The following is a 16,519-nucleotide window of genomic DNA, read 5'->3' as shown; positions in this document are numbered from 1 at the left end:
GATTTTTTGTTGTAGCCCCTTTTATTTATAGTAAAATAATAAACAACAGAACATTTTTACATAAAAATTACTTAAAAGTGAAACGTTTTGGACATTAAGACGTATAACGTGTTGAGGAGGCGTTTGTATGAATGTGAAAAGGTGGATAGCCTTGGCTATTGCAGCTGTGTTGTTAGTATTTTCATTAGGGATTAATACGATTTTTGCAATATTTAAATCAGACTTCTTTAGTAATTTTGACAGCATTGTTGCTGGAAATAATTTAGATGTTTATGAAACGGTTATTGAGGGTGAAGATTATAGTAAGCGTATTGCCTATTTAAAAGTGGATGGAACAATTCAAGATGTTGGATCGAACACATTATGGCAAACCGTTGCATATGATCACCAGTTTTTCTTAAATCAGTTGGACAATATTTTATATGATGATTCAGTACAAGGTATTGTTCTTAGTGTTAATTCACCAGGTGGCGGTGTAAAGGAATCGGCAGAAATTTATAAAAAACTGTTACAAATTAAAGAGGAACGTCAAATTCCAATTTATGTGTCAATGGATTCGATGGCAGCATCAGGTGGTTACTACATTTCAGCACCAGCAGATAAAATTTATGCACATCGTGATACGATAACAGGTTCAATTGGTGTAATTATGCAATCTATTAATTATCAGGAACTTGCAGAAAAAGTTGGCGTGAAGTTTGAGACGTTTAAATCTGGGCAACATAAAGACATGTTGAGTCCAACGCGTGAAATTACAGCAGAAGAACGCGCTATGATGCAGGACATGATTAACGAATCGTATGAAGAGTTCGTTGATATTGTTGAACAAGGACGAAATATGTCTGAAGCCGACGTGAAAAAAGTGGCAGATGGTCGAATTCTTGGTGGTACAAAGGCTCTTGAAGCTGGCTTAATCGATGAAATTGGCGACGAGCAAGCAGCTATTGCAGCTCTACGCCAAGATTACGGTTTAGAGGATGCAGTTTTGTTTGAATACAGCTATGATCAAGGTGGCCTACCGTCATTAATTGGGATGAAAGTAAGCTCTCTTTTTGGCCCATCGGCTGAAGAAAAAATGCTAATGAAAATTATGACGGAATACAAGGCACCGAAAATGATGTACTTATATGGTGAATACTAAGGAGGGCATACCATGACAAACAATGAATTCGTTTTGCAAGGGTCACCCTCGATTAAACAAGAACTGCTAGATAAGCCAACGACACCAATAGTGACTACAAATTACGAATTGAAGACTGCAGGATTTTGGGTGCGCTTTTGGGCATTTGTCTTAGATGGATTAATTATTTCAGCTGTTGGTGGCATCGTTGCCAATCCGATATTTTACTTAATGGACTGGTCACTATCGGATTCGGTCTGGTATGCACCAATCTCAATTATTTCAGCTATTCTCTATTATTGTTATTTTGTTCTAATGACGAAATTTTTCGGGCAAACGTTAGGGAAAATGGCATTTGGACTGCGCGTTATCTCACTAGAGCATGACAAACTTACATGGTCAGATGTACTGTTCCGAGAATGGATTGGTCGCTTAATTAGTAACATAATTATGCCACTTTATATTTTTGTTGCGATTTTACCTGACAACCAAGGCATACATGATTATTTTGCAGATACGACGGTTGTCCATGAAAAAGTATACGTAGCAAAAGAAACAGCACAATTAGCGACACCAACTCAGGAAAAACCAAAAGAGCCTGAACAGATAGTGGAGAAAATTGAAGAAGAATAATACTGGGCCACCTCCAACGCATGAGGTGGCTCTTCTGTTTTGGGCTGTTGCCGAGCAATATTAGGAGGCAGATTACTGGCATTCACAAAGTTTGCCTATAATAAGCTGTCCGAGTTGCAATTAATTCCCTACATTTAGTAAGATTATGTACATATGATGATTAGGAGGCGTTTTCATGGCACAAATTACATTTAAAAAAGGTCCAGTAACACTTATAGGTAAAGAAGTAAAGGTTGGAGACCAAGCACCGGATTTCACAGTATTAGCAAATGATTTATCACCTGTTTCTTTAACAGATTCAGAAGGTAAAATTCGCTTATTTAGTGTTGTTCCGTCATTAGATACAGGCGTATGTGATGCACAAACACGTCGTTTTAATGAAGAAGCTGCAAATTTAGGAGATAACGTAGTTATTTATACAGTGTCTGTTGACCTGCCATTTGCTCAAAAACGTTGGTGCGGGGCTGCAGGAATTGATGCAGTTCAAACAGTTTCAGATCATCGTGATCTTTCATTCGGTGAAGCATATGGTGTATATATTAAAGAATTACGTCTTCTAGCACGTGCAGTATTTGTGGTAGATGCAGCTGGAAAAGTGACTTATGTCGAGTATGTACCTGAGGCTACAGATCATCCAGACTATGAAGCAGCAATTGCAGCAGTTAAAGCACTAGCATAATTTGCTTCTTTTAGGCTAAGATAATACTAGACAAAAGGGCTGTGACAGAGTTTGTCACGGCTCTTTTCTGCGTGAAAGGAAGTTATGTATGGAAAAGATTGAAAAACTATTTGGGATGCTAAATGAGCATGCAGAAAAAATAGAAAAAGAGCAAGATACGACGTTATTAGAGGGTGTACTTGATGGACTAGAGGCTTGGCTTGATGGGGATGTAGATTTCTCACAGCAAGGTGCAACGAAAGAAGACGTGCGCAAGTCCATTCAAATTGCTATTTTAAAAGGTATGCGAAAAGGTTCCCAGCCAAATCATCAAATGACGCCAGATACTCTTGGTCTATTAGTTGGCTATTTCGTAGAACAAATTTTTGCGGATCGATTAGCAAAAGAAAAACTGACTATGTTGGACCCAGCAGTTGGCACTGGTAACTTACTGTTAACTGTTATGAATTTACTCGATGGTAAAGTAGAGGCATCTGGTGTGGAGGTTGATGAGTTACTTATTCGATTAGCCGCAGCAACAGCAGATTTAACAGAGCAGCCAGTTTCTTTATATCGACAGGATGCTTTGCAAGACCTATTAGTTGATCCTGTAGATGCCATTGTTTGTGATTTACCAGTCGGTTACTATCCGAATGAGGAAGTGGCAGTAGATTATGAGCTTTGTGCATCTGAAGGCATGAGCTATGCACATCATTTATTTATTGAGCAGTCGGTTAATTATACGAAGGATGGGGGCTATTTATTTTTCCTAGCTCCGACGCATCTCTTTGAATCCGAACAGTCTAAGCAACTGCATAAGTACATTCAAAAGCATGCTTGGATTCAAGCAATAATTCAATTGCCAGATACGATGTTTGCTAATAAATCGCTTGAAAAAAGCATCGTTATTTTACAAAAACAAGGGGAAGCTTTTAAAGCTCCGAAAGAAGTATTATTGGCGAAAGTACCCAATATGCAAAATAAACAAGCTCTTGCGATGTTCTTTGAAAAAGTGAAAATGTGGCAAGAAGAGAAATAATAAAAAAGGTATCCAAATTTGGATACCTTTTTATGTATTGCCTTATTAAGCTTCTGGTGTACGAATAACAAGTACGTCACAATTAGCTGAACGTACGATTGCTTCTGAAACTGAACCGATTAGGAAGCGTTCTACTGCATTTAAACCAGTAGCACCACAAATAATTAAATCTGCATCTACGATTTTAGAAAGCTCTTTTGTAATAATATTTTTAGGAGATCCATACTCAATTATAAGGTTTACGTTTGCTAAGCCTTCATCTTCAGCTTGTTTTTTGTAACCATTTAATAATTCTTCTGAGAAAGCTTGTGCACGTTCTGCAATTGAACGGTCATATGCTTCAATAGCAGCAAATGAACGCGTATCAATTACGTTTACTAGGTTTAATACAGCACCTTCGTTACGTTTAGCAACGTCAATTGATTTACGAAAAGCGTACTCCGCTTCTTTAGAACCGTCTACTGCAACTACAATGCTTTTATAATGATTAGCCATTTGTATTACCTCCCTATTTGTATAATGTAATTATACCAAATCATTTTCTAAAGGAAATACTTTCCGGAGAAAATTTGTGAATAAGTAAAGGCGTTTACTATGAAATACCTCGTTTTGCTTGATTAGTAGTAATATTTAGTATTTTAAAAATGTTGTGAATTTAAATAGTATTTGCTTTAATTAAAGCATTTTTTTCACTTGTTTGGTAAGATGGAAGTGCAAGGGGGTCATCATCTACGAGGAATCGTATTTTGGTGAAATATTGCTTAGTTCATAGGTTATGAAAGGGGATTGGAAATATGAAGATTGGTATTCCAAAAGAAATTAAAAACAACGAAAATCGCGTAGCAATGACACCAGCAGGGGTTGTCTCATTAACGCATGCTGGCCACGAAGTGTATATTGAAGCAGGGGCTGGTATAGGTTCAAGCTTTACAGATGCAGATTACGCGGCAGCGGGTGCGCATATTGTTGCATCAGCAAAGGAAGCATGGGCTCAAGAAATGATTTTAAAAGTAAAAGAACCCGTAGCATCGGAATACGATTACTTTTATGAAGGACAAATCTTATTTACCTACTTACATTTAGCGCCGGAGCGTGAGTTAACGCAGGCATTAATAGATAAAAAAGTTGTAGGTATTGCCTATGAAACAGTACAACTTGCAAATGGCTCTTTACCTTTATTAACGCCAATGAGTGAAGTTGCAGGTAAAATGGCAACTCAAATTGGTGCGCAATATTTAGAGAAAAATCATGGTGGTAAAGGGATTTTATTAGGTGGCGTATCTGGTGTACAACGCGGGAAAGTAACTGTTATCGGTGGCGGAATTGCTGGCACAAATGCTGCGAAAATCGCTGTTGGTATGGGTGCGGATGTAACGGTCATTGATTTAAGTCCGGAACGTCTACGTCAATTAGAAGACATGTTTGGTCGCGATGTACAAACGTTAATATCTAACCCTTATAATATTGCAGAATCAGTGAAAAGCTCAGATTTAGTTGTCGGGGCTGTTCTGATTCCTGGCGCTAAAGCACCGAAGCTAGTATCGGAAGAAATGATTCAATCGATGCAACCTGGCTCTGTTGTTGTTGATATTGCTATTGACCAAGGTGGGATTTTTGCGTCATCTGATCGCGTTACAACACACGATGATCCAACATATATTAAGCATGGGGTTGTGCATTATGCTGTTGCCAATATGCCAGGTGCTGTACCACGTACATCAACGATTGCTTTAACAAATAATACAATTCCATATGCGTTACAAATTGCAAACAAAGGCTATAAGCAAGCATGTATTGACAATCCTGCATTGAAAAAGGGTGTTAATGCATTAGACGGGCATATTACTTATAAAGCAGTAGCAGAAGCACAAGACTTGCCATATGTGAATGTTGATGAATTAATAAAATAAAATTTTATAATAAAAATAGAGACTACTGCCGTTGATTTCTGCTACGGGCAGATACATTCTGTGCGGATATATCTAGGTGGCATAAAAAGTGCCAAAAGGGCGACAGAGGTGTTTGTAAAGTTTTGCCTATTCTTTCTTTTGCAATAAATAAAAAATTAGAAGAGAGCACTAGTTGTTGGTAGCGAAGGCGGTGACTCCTGAGGGAACGCACAAGATGTAAGACGCAACAAACCGCGCGTTAGCGAGGGTTGCGACTTACGGTGTGCCCCCGGAAAGCAACCGCCGTAACGGACAACAACGGCATAGAAAAAAGTGTTAGATTGATTGCAGTCAATCTAACACTTTTTCTCTTTTGTCGACTATCTGAAGGAAACACCAAAGTAATGGGTCCACCCTCTACATAGTATTTCTAACTGTAAAACACTTTGTCAATTACAGTACAATTAAGTCTTTAGGGAATTTTGTTAAAACTTCTACGCCATCATTTGTAACGACAACATCATCTTCAATACGTACACCTGTCACATCTGATTTGTAAATACCTGGCTCGATTGTGAACACCATACCTTCTTCCATAACCATCTCATTCGCTCCTGTAACAGATGGGAATTCATGTACGGAAATACCAAGTCCATGGCCAAGTCGATGCGTGAAATATTCTCCATAGCCTGCATTAGTAATCGTATCGCGAGCAATTTTATCTAAATCCATTGCGCGTACTCCAGGTTTTACTGCCGCAATTGCATTTGTATTAGCAGCTAATACGGCATCGTAGATTGCTTTTTGTGCCTCAGAGGGCTCTCCAAATGCAACTGTACGTGTGATATCTGAGCAATAGCCATCGTAAATTACTCCTAAGTCAAATAAAATCATATCGCCTTTTTCGACTTTACGAGAGCCTGGTTTACCATGTGGTGAAGCCGATTTAGGACCACTTAACACCATTGTTTCAAAGGACATCTTACAGCCCTTTTCTTGAATAGCACTTTCAATAGCCGTTAAGATTTCCATTTCAGTTTTACCTTCAGCAATTTCTTTACAGCCCACTTCAATTGCGTAATCTGCAAGCTGTGCGGCTTTACGAAGCTTGTTCAACTCATCTTCATCTTTAATAACACGCATTGCATTAATTTTTTCATCTAGACGTACAAAATTTGCCTGTGGAAATGATTGTTGTAAAGCTTCTAAACGCTCTACAATAAGCTGTGCTTTTTCAATTGCAAACGTTAATGGGTTTACATTGCGAGCTATAATTGCTTGTGCAAGAATATCCATAGCATTGTCTGTATCTTGGTGACCGACGACTTCATATGACCAGCCTGCAGCTTTTGCATCTGGAATCTCCATTTGTGGACAAATTAAAAAAGGCTCTGCCTCTTTAAAAATCATCACCCCTAGTAATCGTTCGTGGGGATTACTTTTGAAACCCGATACGTAAAAAACATTATCGGGAGTTGTAATGAAAGCAGCATCAATTTGATTTTTTTGTAAATAATTTTGGATTTCTTGTACTTTTGACATCATCCATTTCCTCCTCATATTGCACCTAGTTTGCTGATGTTAGCCTATAGCGGCACGCCTTCATGTAGCTTCAATTATTTAAGGTGAAAGCAAGGCAAAGTTTACTAGTGCCCACTACTTAAAAGTAAAACACGGCGTGGCTTTTTCTCAGCATTTGCATGTCGGGAAAAGCTAAGCACTATACACTTTTCATATCCTGTTTAAGCATATCAAAAAAAGGGAAAAAGCGCATGGATAGCGAATTAAAAGATGGAGCAAATATTCTCAATATCAGGAGGAACGATTAATGCAAATTAGTTATCATGGACATTCTGTTGTTAAAATTCAAACAAATGGTAAAACAATTTTAATTGACCCTTTCATTAATGGAAATAGCCAAACTGATTTAAAGGTTGCTGAAGAAGCACCAGATATTATTTTGCTTACACATGGGCATAATGACCATGTGGGGGATACAGTGGAGCTTGCAAAGAAAAAGGATGCTCTAGTTATTGCACCGAATGAGTTAGCAAACTGGATTTCATGGCAAGGTGTGAAAGCGCATCCAATGCATATTGGGGGAGCGAGAGAGTTTGATTTTGGAAAGGTCAAATTTACACAGGCATTCCATGGCTCTTCTTATGTAACAGAAAACAATGAAATTATTTATATGGGTATGCCTGCAGGTGTTTTATTGTTTATCGAAGGATTAACAATTTACCATGCTGGTGATACAGCACTATTTAGTGATATGAAATTAATTGGAGAGCGTCATCCAATTGATGTTGCATTTTTACCAATTGGCGATAATTTTACGATGGGTCCTGAAGATGCGGCATGTGCAGTATCATTTTTAAAGCCGAAAATCGTTGTGCCAATCCATTATAATACATTCCCTCCAATCGAACAGGATCCGCAAATTTTTGCTAATTTAGTGCAAAATGCAGAAGTTCAAACTTTAAAAGCGGGTGAAAAAGTAAACTGTTCCTAATCATTTAAGTTGCTGTACTATAATGATTGACACCACGTGCGTAGTTGAAATAATGGGAAACGTAAAACATTTTACACCTTTATACTCAATATTTTCGCAAAAAATATGGTACACTAATAACAGAATTAATTGCTTGAGAAATAGGTGATATTTTGTCAACAAAACATGAGAAGATTTTACAATACATCGAATCACTACCCGTGGGCGATAAAATTTCAGTACGACAAATTGCAAAGGAAATGCAAGTAAGTGAAGGAACGGCTTACCGTGCCATTAAAGAAGCGGAAAATCGTCGTCTTGTAAGTTCTATTGAGCGCGTAGGAACAATTCGTATTGAAAAGAAAAAGAAAGAAAATATCGAACGATTAACATTTGCAGAAATTGTTAATATTGTGGATGGCCAAGTGTTAGGTGGTAAAACCGGTCTACATAAAACTTTAACAAAATTTGTAATCGGTGCGATGCAATTAGAAGATATGATGCGTTATACAGATGCAGGTAGCTTACTGATCGTCGGAAACCGTTTTAAAGCTCATGAAAATGCGCTCCGAGCAGGTGCAGCTGTATTAATTACAGGTGGATTTGATACAACGGATGACAACAAACAGCTTGCCGATTCACTAGATTTACCGATTATTTCTACTAGTTACGATACCTTTACCGTGGCAACGATGATTAACCGTGCGATTTACGACCAGTTAATTAAAAAAGATATTTTATTTATTGAGGATATTTTTGTGCCAATGACCGAGACATCTGTGCTCCATAATGATGAAACGATTCATCATTTCCATAAGTTAAATGAGCGTACAACTCATGGTGCCTTTCCGGTAGTAACTGCTATGAATAAGCTAGTTGGAATGATTACGGTTAAAGACGTAATCGGTAGGGAAGAGGACGAGCTTATTGAGAAAGTGATGACGAAAAATCCAATTGCTGGATCAATGAAAATGAGCGTCGCTTCAGCAGGGCATCGCATGATTTGGGAAGGCATCGATTTACTGCCAATTGTAAATGACGATAATGTTTTACAAGGGGTCATTAGTCGACAAGATGTGTTAAAGGCGTTGCAGCTTGCGCAAAGACAGCCTCAACACGGTGAGACCATTGATGATTTAGTGAAAAATGAAATGAAAGTGCTTGGCGATGAAGATTTAATCGTGGAGTTTAAAGTGACACCGCAAATGACAAACCAATATGGGGCTATTTCTTATGGAGCATTTACAACTTTATTAGCCGAAGTTGGATCATTTGCATTAAAGCGTCGTAAGCGTGGCGATGCAGTTGCAGAAAACATGACAATTTATTTCATCAAGCCGGTTCAAATGGAAAGCACACTTACTGTCAAACCTCGCATATTAGATATGAGTCGTAAGTTCGTAAAAATGGACTTCGAAGTATTTAATCAGCAAATGCTTGTCGGTAAAGCAATGATGATGTTCCAGCTATTAGAGCGTTAAGCAAACAAAGAAGGGATGGCCTAGGGCAAATACTAGGTCATCCCTTTAACAGTTTTTTGCAATTATATGTGTAATGCAGTAATAGTTATCGATTAATACGGAACTCTTCATCAACAAATTGACCATAGTGACGAGCCTTTTTAATATTTTCAACAACAACAAAGATGCCTAATACGACAAGAATTGCTACAATGATAAATGTAAACGTTCCAGGGAATAAGTAAGCTTGGTTCAATGCAAATGCAAGAATAAAAGAACCTAAACCAATATTCGACTTACTTTTGTACCAATTTTTAGCAATAGGTAATGGAGAACGGAACTGTTTTGTTTTAAAATAAAAATAAAAGACAAATGATATAATTATTGCAAACACAAAAATTAAATTGAACATAGTAAACCTCCTAGCATAACTAGACATTATTGTAACGATAATTGAGGGAAAATGCTAACGGTTATTACTATCATTTTGGGGGAAACCATTTTGAAAAGACAAATCATTGACACAATTGCTTCATATGAGACAATCGTTATTCATCGACATGTACGTCCAGATCCTGATGCATATGGGTCACAATTAGGGTTAAAAGAATTAATTTTAGCAAATTATCCAGAAAAGAAAGTTTACGCTGTTGGTGAGCATGATACATCCTTGTCGTTTTTAGCTGAACCTGATCAAATAGCGGATGAAGTATATGAAAATGCATTGGTTATCGTTACAGACACGGCGAATACTGAGCGTATTGACGATCAGCGCTATACAAAAGGCAAAATGGTCGTAAAAATAGATCATCATCCTAATGACGATCAATACGGAGACTTATTGTGGGTAGAAACAACTGCTAGTTCATGCAGTGAGATGATTTATGAGCTTTTTGAAGAAGGAAAAGAAATCGCAAATTGGAAACTTTCAGATGCATCCGCACGATTATTATTTGCTGGTATTGTAGGAGATACAGGTCGTTTCCAATTCCCAAGCACGACTGTAAAAACATTTAAAGTTGCAGCGGAACTAATTACATATAACTTTGATCGAAATCAAATTTTCGATGGGATGTATGAAATGGAACAAAAGCTGTTAACTTTGCAAGGATACATTTACCAAAATTTCATTATGGATGAAAATGGTGCAGCGTATGTTAAGCTGACAAAAGAATTGCTTGCCGAATTCAAGGTTGTACCATCTGAAGCATCGCTTTTAGTGGGCTGCTTAGGTAGCGTAAAGGGAATTTGTGCATGGGTAATTTTCATAGAAGAGGAAGACCAAATTCGTGTTCGTCTGCGTTCTAAGGGTCCGATTATTAACACATTAGCGAAGGAATTTAATGGTGGTGGGCATCCACTTGCTTCTGGTGCAACCGCCTATTCATGGCAAGAAGCGGATCGCGTCACTACACGTTTGAAAGACATTTGTAAGACATATCAATAATTTTTGAAAGGCAGGGATTCTTTTGACACATGTATATACACAAATGCATACGAGCGCGGATTTATTAAAAAGCACGATTCGGCTTGAACAATTGATCCCTTTTTTACAAGAACAAAATACGCAGGCCTGTGCAATCGTCAATTCGAAGTTGTACGGGCTTTTGCCTTTTTGTAAAGCTATGCAGCAGGCTAATATTCATGCTGTTATAGGGCTTTCGGTGAAGGTGCAATGGGATAATAAAATAATACCGCTCGTACTGTATGCACAAACACAGGAAGGTTACCAGCATCTTTTAAAGATTAGTAGTGCTGTTTCTATTCGAGAAGATGAGGTATTGCCTTGGAGATGGCTTGAAGGCTATGCAGCGGGTTGTATAGCGTTACTTTCGGCAATGGATATAGCGGAAATAGCAGAATGGGTAGAAATAACAAGTGCTTTACAACAACTATTTGGAAAACGTCTATATGTAGGGATTGCAAGACCAGGAGGCATAATAGCAGACAATGAAGCTATGATTTCACATTGGTGCGAGACAAAAGATATTTCAATCGTAGCTACTCAGCGTTGTTATTTTTTACAACCTGAAGATCATTTTGCTTATGAGGTTGCTAGAGCAATTGATACAGGGGAAAAACTTCAAGACACAATGCTAACAGCTCATTTAGAAAACTATTTTGCGCCAACTGAGGAACAGTGGAAGGGATGGTATTTAGACCGTCCTGAATGGATTGAGGCAAGTGTAGGCATGCTTGCTAGCTGTGTAGCGAAAATTCCTGAAAAGCATGTTCAAATGCCAAAATTTCCGATCCAAGAGGGTGAAACAGCCGAAAGTTTGCTTGTAAAAGAAACGTTTTCTGGCTTAGCAGAGCGCTTAAAGCTATCTGAGGTACCAGCAATTTATCGTGATAGACTGCAATATGAACTAGAAATTATATGTTCAATGGGCTATGCTGATTACTTTTTAATCGTTGCAGATTTTATGCGCTTTGCCAAAGAAAATCGTATCTTAACTGGACCAGGACGTGGCTCTTCGGCAAGCTCGCTTGTTGCATTTAGTCTTTCCATTACACAGGTAGATCCACTTGCCTATGGATTATTGTTTGAACGATTTTTAAATCCTGAACGTGTAACATTGCCGGATATTGATATTGACTTTGTTGACAGTAAAAGACAACAAGTGATTCAATACGTCGCACAAAAATATGGCAAGGCTAATGTTGCGCAAATCATTACGTTTGGCACTTTATCTGCGAAAGCAGTGGCGAGAGATGTAGCACGTGTTTTTGGATTTGATGCTGAAGTGATGGAAAAAATATCGAAAATGATTCCGAACAAACCTGGTATGACTTTACAAAGAGCTGTAGCGGAGTCACAAAACTTTCAAAGTTGGTTAGCTGAAGATGAATACCACCGACGTTGGCTTGACGTAGCTTTAAGATTAGAAGGCTTGCCGAGAAATTCTTCTACGCATGCTGCAGGCATTGTCTTAGCACCGACGCCATTAGTTGATACAGTCCCAATTGAGGATGGACATGAAGGGATTTATTGTACCCAGTGGCCGATGGGAGACGTGGAAGAACGTGGGCTTGTAAAGATGGACTTTTTAGGGTTGCGCAATCTAACAATTTTAGAGCAAGTACGTTGGTCTATTTACAAAGCAGGGGGACCGTGGATAGAGTTTGATCTTATCCCTATGCATGATGAGCGCACTTTTCAGTTACTTCAAAAAGGAGATACAGTAGGTATTTTCCAATTAGAGTCAGATGGCATGAAACAAGCATTACGTGATATTCATCCAACGCATTTTTCAGATATTGTTGCTGTTAATGCACTTTATCGTCCAGGACCGATGGAATTTATTCCTGTCTATGCAAGAAGAAAGGCAGGCAAAGAACATGTAACGATGCCACATCCGTTGCTGGAGCCGATTTTACGTGAAACATTTGGTGTAATTGTCTATCAGGAGCAAATTATGCAAATTGCTGCGACTATGGCCGGTTTTACGATGGGGCAGGCGGATTTATTACGCCGTGCGGTTAGTAAGAAAAATCGCGATATACTAGAGGAGCAACGCACTGCCTTTGTAGATGGAGCATTGAGACAAGGTTTTGATCGGCAAGTTGCAGAGGATGTCTATGCGCTAATTGTACGCTTTGCGGACTATGGCTTTCCAAAAAGTCATGCTGTTGCTTATAGTGTCATCTCGTATCATATGGCGTATTTAAAGGCACATTACCCACAAAGCTTTTATGCAGCATTATTAACAAATGCGACAGGAAATGTAGAAAAAATTCAACAGCTTGTTGCGGAAGCGAAGGAAAAAGGCATTCCGTTTTACCCGCCATCATTATTGCAAAGTACTAAATTCTTTTTAGTAGAAAAGGATGGAATTCGCTATAGTTTATCTGGCGTTAAAGGTGTACCGCACACCTTTTTAGAGAAAGTAGTAACGTTACGTAAAACGAATCCAGATGCCTTTCATAATTTATTTGATTTGGCTGTAGCTTTAAGTGCGCAGCATTTTAAACCGAATGTAATGGAGTCTCTCGTTTATGCAGGTGTGCTCGATTATTTAGAGAAGGATCGTGCTGTACTTGTGGCTACCTTAGAGGCAGCATTAAAACAGGCAGAGCTGGTGCGCCCAACAGAGGATGTAGATATAGAAACGGCAACTGCCTTTAATTTTGGGAAACCGAAGTATATGCAAGCTGAAGCGATGTCTCAGAAGGAAAAGCTCCAGCATGAGAAAGAATGTTTAGGTTTTTATATATCTGCTCATCCAGTTACTGAAGAAAGAAGTTACTGGGGAGACGTTACTGTAACATGTGCTGAACTGAAGTATGCGCGTGAAGGAACGTATGTAAAAATGATAGGCTTAATTGAAGAAGTGAAAAAAATAAGGACAAAAAAAGGAGAGCAAATGGCCTTTGTCCAACTTCAAGATGAATTTGGAATTGTATCAGTAACCCTATTTCCACAAGTATTTCAACTAGTACAGGAAATTTTGATAGAAGATGAATTGCTTTATATTGAAGGTACACTTGAAAAACGTTTTGGAAAATCGCAAGTGAAAGTAAAACATGCACAATCGACTAAAAAGATATGAAATTAAACAAGATTTTAGAAACTGCATAGAATTTTATGCAGTTTTTTCTTTACTTTTAAACAGTTATTTTGTAAGATGTAGTCAATGCTAAAAAAAGTGGTCAGACCACTTTTTGATAACGGGAGTTAATCATATGGATAAACAAACCGAACAAAAAAAAGTGTTTTTAGAAATCGTTCAGCAATTGCGTCAACTTATTCGAATGGAAAAAATTCAAGCTGGAGAGAAGCTTCCTTCTGAACGTGTTTTATCAGAAAGGTTAGGTGTTGGGCGATCCTCTGTAAGGGAGGCACTGCGCAGTTTAGAGTTACTTGGACTCATTGAAACGCGACACGGTGGAGGTACATTTCTTGCCTCAACACATAAGCATCAGCTTGTAGAAGTACTGTCGATGTTTATATTAGAAGATGAAAAATCAAAAAAAGATGTCGAATTAACGCGACAAATTCATGAAAAGGAAGCAATTCGCGTAATAAGTTGTACAGAGATTCTTCGTACACTACCTGTGTGGGATAGTTTTTTTGTGAAGCTGGAAATTGAAGGAACAGTAAATTGTCGTGATGTATTGCGAGAAATATTAGTTACGTCAGGCAATCGGCTTTCGCTGAAAATCTGGTTTCAACTTGCAGCATATGACGGTGACCGTTTAAATCGAAACTCAACGGAAGATGAAAAACTAATCCTTCAAACGATGTTGAAATCGATGCAACTTGGCTATGAAAAAGAAGCATTACTAGCTTACGAGCAGTGGATGGGTACTGGTCAAACTTTTTAGACAATAAAGGGGGAGTCAAACATGGCAATACGCGACATATTTAACGCAAATCGAAAAAAGAAACAGGATGGTCAGGAAAAGGCATTTCCAGAAGGACTCATGACAAAATGTCCAGAATGTCGTCATATTCAGTTAACAAAAGAATTAGAAAAGCATCATAAAGTATGCACGAAGTGTGGCCATCATTTTAAAATGACTGCACAAGAGCGTGTTGACTATTTCTTAGATGAAGGATCATTTGTTTCTATGGACGACCATTTACAAACAAGTAATCCGCTTAATTTCCCTGCCTATGTTGAGAAAATTAATGCCGATCAACAAAAAACAGGTCTAAATGAGGCTGTATTGACAGGTTTAGGTACGCTTGATGGTGAAGAGGTTGTAGTAGCGATAATGGATTCTCATTTCCGTATGGGTTCAATGGGCTCAGTTGTTGGAGAAAAAATAACACGTGCGGTTGAAAAAGCAACTGAATTAGGTTTGCCGTTTATTATTTTCACTGCAAGTGGTGGAGCCCGTATGCAAGAAGGTGTTCTTTCTTTAATGCAAATGGCGAAAACAAGTGTTGCCTTAAAACGTCATAGCAATCAAGGCTTATTATTTATTTCAATCTTAACGCACCCAACTACTGGTGGTGTTTCTGCAAGCTTTGCCTCTGTAGGGGATATCAATATTGCAGAACCTCAGGCACTAATCGGCTTTGCAGGAAGACGTGTAATTGAAGAAACGGTAAGAGAAAAACTACCGAGTGATTTCCAAACAGCAGAATTTTTATTAGAGCATGGTCAACTGGATGCCATTTTCCATCGTAAAGATTTACGGAAACAAGTATCTGTGCTTGTAAAAATGCATACGAAAGGTGGCGTGCAACATGTCTAAAAATTTAGCTTTTGAAGAGCCAGTAGTTCAACTGCGCGAAAAAATTGATGAATTAAAAACAATTGCTGCTGAAGCGGACGTAGATATGACAGGGGAGATTGAAAAGCTAGAAACGCGTTTAACGCAACTCGAGCAATCAATCTATGCCAATATGAAGCCGTGGGATCGCGTGCAAGTAGCAAGACATCCTGAACGTCCAACAACGTTACAGTATATTGAAGCTATGTGTGAAAACTTTATTGAATTACATGGAGATCGTACGTTTGGAGATGATGCAGCGATTCTAGGCGGGATTGCCCTTTTTGAAGGACAACCTGTCACTGTTATTGGACACCAACGTGGTAAATCAACGAAAGAAAATATTCGTCGTAATTTTGGTATGCCCCATCCAGAAGGCTATCGTAAAGCGTTGCGCTTAATGAAACAAGCAGAGAAATTTAATCGCCCAATCATTTGTTTCATTGATACAAAAGGTGCCTACCCTGGTAAAGCAGCGGAAGAGCGTGGTCAGAGTGAGGCGATCGCTCGTAATTTAGTAGAAATGGCGGGATTATCAGTACCAGTCATTAGTATCGTTATTGGAGAAGGCGGTAGTGGTGGTGCCCTAGCTTTAGGCGTAGCAAATCGCGTTTACATGTTAGAGAACTCTACTTATTCTGTTATATCTCCAGAAGGTGCTGCTTCAATTTTATGGCGTGATGGTAGCCTTGCTAAGCAAGCAGCAGAAGCAATGCGTATTACTGCCCCTGATTTAAAAGAGCTTGGTGTGATTGATGGTATTATTCCTGAGATAACTGGCGGAGCACATCGCAATGTGGCGAAGCAGGCAATCTATATAAAAGAATGTATTAGCGATACACTAAAAGCATTAAATTCTTTAGATGGTGAGCAATTAATTGAAGATCGATATGATAAATTTAAAAAAATCGGACAATATATAGAAGAATAGACAAATCACATGGCGATGCTCTAAAGGTCTAATCCGTTAAATTAAAGCGAAATATTTTTATAAAATGTTAAAT

At 38.4% G+C, this 16,519-nt stretch carries 15 protein-coding genes; 12 read left to right on the top strand and 3 right to left on the bottom strand.

The window, feature by feature from the left end; translation table 11 throughout:
* Positions 1-127 precede the first annotated feature (127 nt).
* The 4 genes from sppA (at position 128) to ACIQXJ_RS14090 (ending at position 3,450) form a co-directional block, all read left to right on the top strand.
* Complete coding sequence (gene sppA, locus ACIQXJ_RS14105) at positions 128-1,141, top strand: signal peptide peptidase SppA (protein WP_403054589.1); 1,014 nt, start codon at positions 128-130, stop codon at positions 1,139-1,141.
* Positions 1,142-1,153: 12 nt separating this feature from the next.
* Positions 1,154-1,753 carry an RDD family protein gene (locus tag ACIQXJ_RS14100; protein WP_403054587.1) on the top strand — a complete coding sequence of 200 codons (600 nt, stop codon included), beginning with the start codon at positions 1,154-1,156 and terminating at the stop codon, positions 1,751-1,753.
* Positions 1,754-1,928: 175 nt separating this feature from the next.
* Positions 1,929-2,432 (top strand): thiol peroxidase, encoded by a 504-nt coding sequence (gene tpx, locus ACIQXJ_RS14095; RefSeq protein ID WP_403054585.1) that lies wholly within the window; start codon positions 1,929-1,931, stop codon positions 2,430-2,432.
* An 88-nt stretch (positions 2,433-2,520) separates the two neighbouring features.
* Entirely contained in the window at positions 2,521-3,450 is a 930-nt protein-coding gene (locus ACIQXJ_RS14090) for a class I SAM-dependent methyltransferase (RefSeq protein ID WP_403054583.1), read from the top strand.
* Positions 3,451-3,495: 45 nt separating this feature from the next.
* Here ACIQXJ_RS14090 and ACIQXJ_RS14085 read toward each other — a convergent pair whose 3' ends face one another.
* Positions 3,496-3,945 (bottom strand): universal stress protein, encoded by a 450-nt coding sequence (locus tag ACIQXJ_RS14085; RefSeq protein ID WP_139860572.1) that lies wholly within the window; start codon positions 3,943-3,945, stop codon positions 3,496-3,498.
* Between the two features lie 299 nt (positions 3,946-4,244).
* On the opposite strand from ACIQXJ_RS14085, the gene ald reads away from it, so the two are divergent.
* Entirely contained in the window at positions 4,245-5,360 is a 1,116-nt protein-coding gene (gene ald / locus ACIQXJ_RS14080) for an alanine dehydrogenase (RefSeq protein WP_340823056.1), read from the top strand.
* 432 nt (positions 5,361-5,792) lie between these two features.
* On the opposite strand, the gene ACIQXJ_RS14075 is transcribed toward ald, so the two are convergent.
* Positions 5,793-6,881, bottom strand: a complete 1,089-nt coding sequence (locus ACIQXJ_RS14075) for a M24 family metallopeptidase (protein ID WP_403054915.1) — start codon at positions 6,879-6,881, stop codon at positions 5,793-5,795.
* Between the two features lie 286 nt (positions 6,882-7,167).
* On the opposite strand from ACIQXJ_RS14075, the gene ACIQXJ_RS14070 reads away from it, so the two are divergent.
* Both ACIQXJ_RS14070 and ACIQXJ_RS14065 read left to right on the top strand, forming a co-directional pair.
* Positions 7,168-7,851, top strand: coding sequence for a metal-dependent hydrolase (locus tag ACIQXJ_RS14070; RefSeq protein ID WP_403054581.1), 684 nt, complete (start codon positions 7,168-7,170; stop codon positions 7,849-7,851).
* 152 nt (positions 7,852-8,003) lie between these two features.
* Positions 8,004-9,311 carry a DRTGG domain-containing protein gene (locus ACIQXJ_RS14065; RefSeq protein WP_340823061.1) on the top strand — a complete coding sequence of 436 codons (1,308 nt, stop codon included), beginning with the start codon at positions 8,004-8,006 and terminating at the stop codon, positions 9,309-9,311.
* An 85-nt stretch (positions 9,312-9,396) separates the two neighbouring features.
* On the opposite strand, the gene ACIQXJ_RS14060 is transcribed toward ACIQXJ_RS14065, so the two are convergent.
* A complete protein-coding gene (locus tag ACIQXJ_RS14060) occupies positions 9,397-9,702 on the bottom strand; it encodes a YtpI family protein (RefSeq protein WP_340823063.1) in 306 nt (101 codons plus the stop codon).
* Positions 9,703-9,792: 90 nt separating this feature from the next.
* On the opposite strand from ACIQXJ_RS14060, the gene ACIQXJ_RS14055 reads away from it, so the two are divergent.
* The 5 genes from ACIQXJ_RS14055 to ACIQXJ_RS14035 all read left to right on the top strand — a co-directional run bounded on the left by ACIQXJ_RS14055 (position 9,793) and on the right by ACIQXJ_RS14035 (position 16,446).
* Positions 9,793-10,737, top strand: coding sequence for a DHH family phosphoesterase (locus ACIQXJ_RS14055; protein WP_403054579.1), 945 nt, complete (start codon positions 9,793-9,795; stop codon positions 10,735-10,737).
* A gap of 22 nt (positions 10,738-10,759) precedes the next feature.
* The gene (dnaE, locus tag ACIQXJ_RS14050; protein WP_403054577.1) at positions 10,760-13,843 is read left to right on the top strand and encodes a DNA polymerase III subunit alpha; all 3,084 of its coding nucleotides are present in this window, start codon (positions 10,760-10,762) and stop codon (positions 13,841-13,843) included.
* A gap of 133 nt (positions 13,844-13,976) precedes the next feature.
* Positions 13,977-14,618, top strand: coding sequence for a FadR/GntR family transcriptional regulator (locus tag ACIQXJ_RS14045; RefSeq protein ID WP_401020693.1), 642 nt, complete (start codon positions 13,977-13,979; stop codon positions 14,616-14,618).
* A 21-nt stretch (positions 14,619-14,639) separates the two neighbouring features.
* Complete coding sequence (gene accD, locus ACIQXJ_RS14040; protein WP_403054575.1) at positions 14,640-15,497, top strand: acetyl-CoA carboxylase, carboxyltransferase subunit beta; 858 nt, start codon at positions 14,640-14,642, stop codon at positions 15,495-15,497.
* Positions 15,490-16,446 carry an acetyl-CoA carboxylase carboxyltransferase subunit alpha gene (locus tag ACIQXJ_RS14035; protein ID WP_403054573.1) on the top strand — a complete coding sequence of 319 codons (957 nt, stop codon included), beginning with the start codon at positions 15,490-15,492 and terminating at the stop codon, positions 16,444-16,446. Before accD ends, ACIQXJ_RS14035 begins: the two co-directional genes overlap by 8 nt.
* The last annotated feature ends 73 nt before the right edge of the window (positions 16,447-16,519 follow it).

Source organism: Lysinibacillus sp. NPDC097868 (assembly GCF_044761135.1).
In the GTDB taxonomy this organism is placed as follows: Bacteria; Bacillota; Bacilli; order Bacillales_A; family Planococcaceae; genus Lysinibacillus.
The sequence above is the reverse complement of the archived record's forward strand: the minus strand, read 5'-3'. Positions and strand labels throughout refer to the sequence as shown.

Excerpts from the sequence above, each read along its gene's own strand:
- ald (WP_340823056.1), top strand. The coding sequence starts at position 4,245 with ATGAAGATTGGTATTCCAAAAGAAATTAAAAACAACGAAAATCGCGTA.
- accD (WP_403054575.1), top strand. The coding sequence starts at position 14,640 with ATGGCAATACGCGACATATTTAACGCAAATCGAAAAAAGAAACAGGAT.
- sppA (WP_403054589.1), top strand. The coding sequence starts at position 128 with ATGAATGTGAAAAGGTGGATAGCCTTGGCTATTGCAGCTGTGTTGTTA.
- ACIQXJ_RS14085 (WP_139860572.1), bottom strand. The coding sequence starts at position 3,945 with ATGGCTAATCATTATAAAAGCATTGTAGTTGCAGTAGACGGTTCTAAA.
- ACIQXJ_RS14045 (WP_401020693.1), top strand. The coding sequence starts at position 13,977 with ATGGATAAACAAACCGAACAAAAAAAAGTGTTTTTAGAAATCGTTCAG.
- ACIQXJ_RS14100 (WP_403054587.1), top strand. The coding sequence starts at position 1,154 with ATGACAAACAATGAATTCGTTTTGCAAGGGTCACCCTCGATTAAACAA.
- ACIQXJ_RS14060 (WP_340823063.1), bottom strand. The coding sequence starts at position 9,702 with ATGTTCAATTTAATTTTTGTGTTTGCAATAATTATATCATTTGTCTTT.
- tpx (WP_403054585.1), top strand. The coding sequence starts at position 1,929 with ATGGCACAAATTACATTTAAAAAAGGTCCAGTAACACTTATAGGTAAA.
- ACIQXJ_RS14090 (WP_403054583.1), top strand. The coding sequence starts at position 2,521 with ATGGAAAAGATTGAAAAACTATTTGGGATGCTAAATGAGCATGCAGAA.
- ACIQXJ_RS14070 (WP_403054581.1), top strand. The coding sequence starts at position 7,168 with ATGCAAATTAGTTATCATGGACATTCTGTTGTTAAAATTCAAACAAAT.
- ACIQXJ_RS14035 (WP_403054573.1), top strand. The coding sequence starts at position 15,490 with ATGTCTAAAAATTTAGCTTTTGAAGAGCCAGTAGTTCAACTGCGCGAA.
- ACIQXJ_RS14075 (WP_403054915.1), bottom strand. The coding sequence starts at position 6,881 with ATGTCAAAAGTACAAGAAATCCAAAATTATTTACAAAAAAATCAAATT.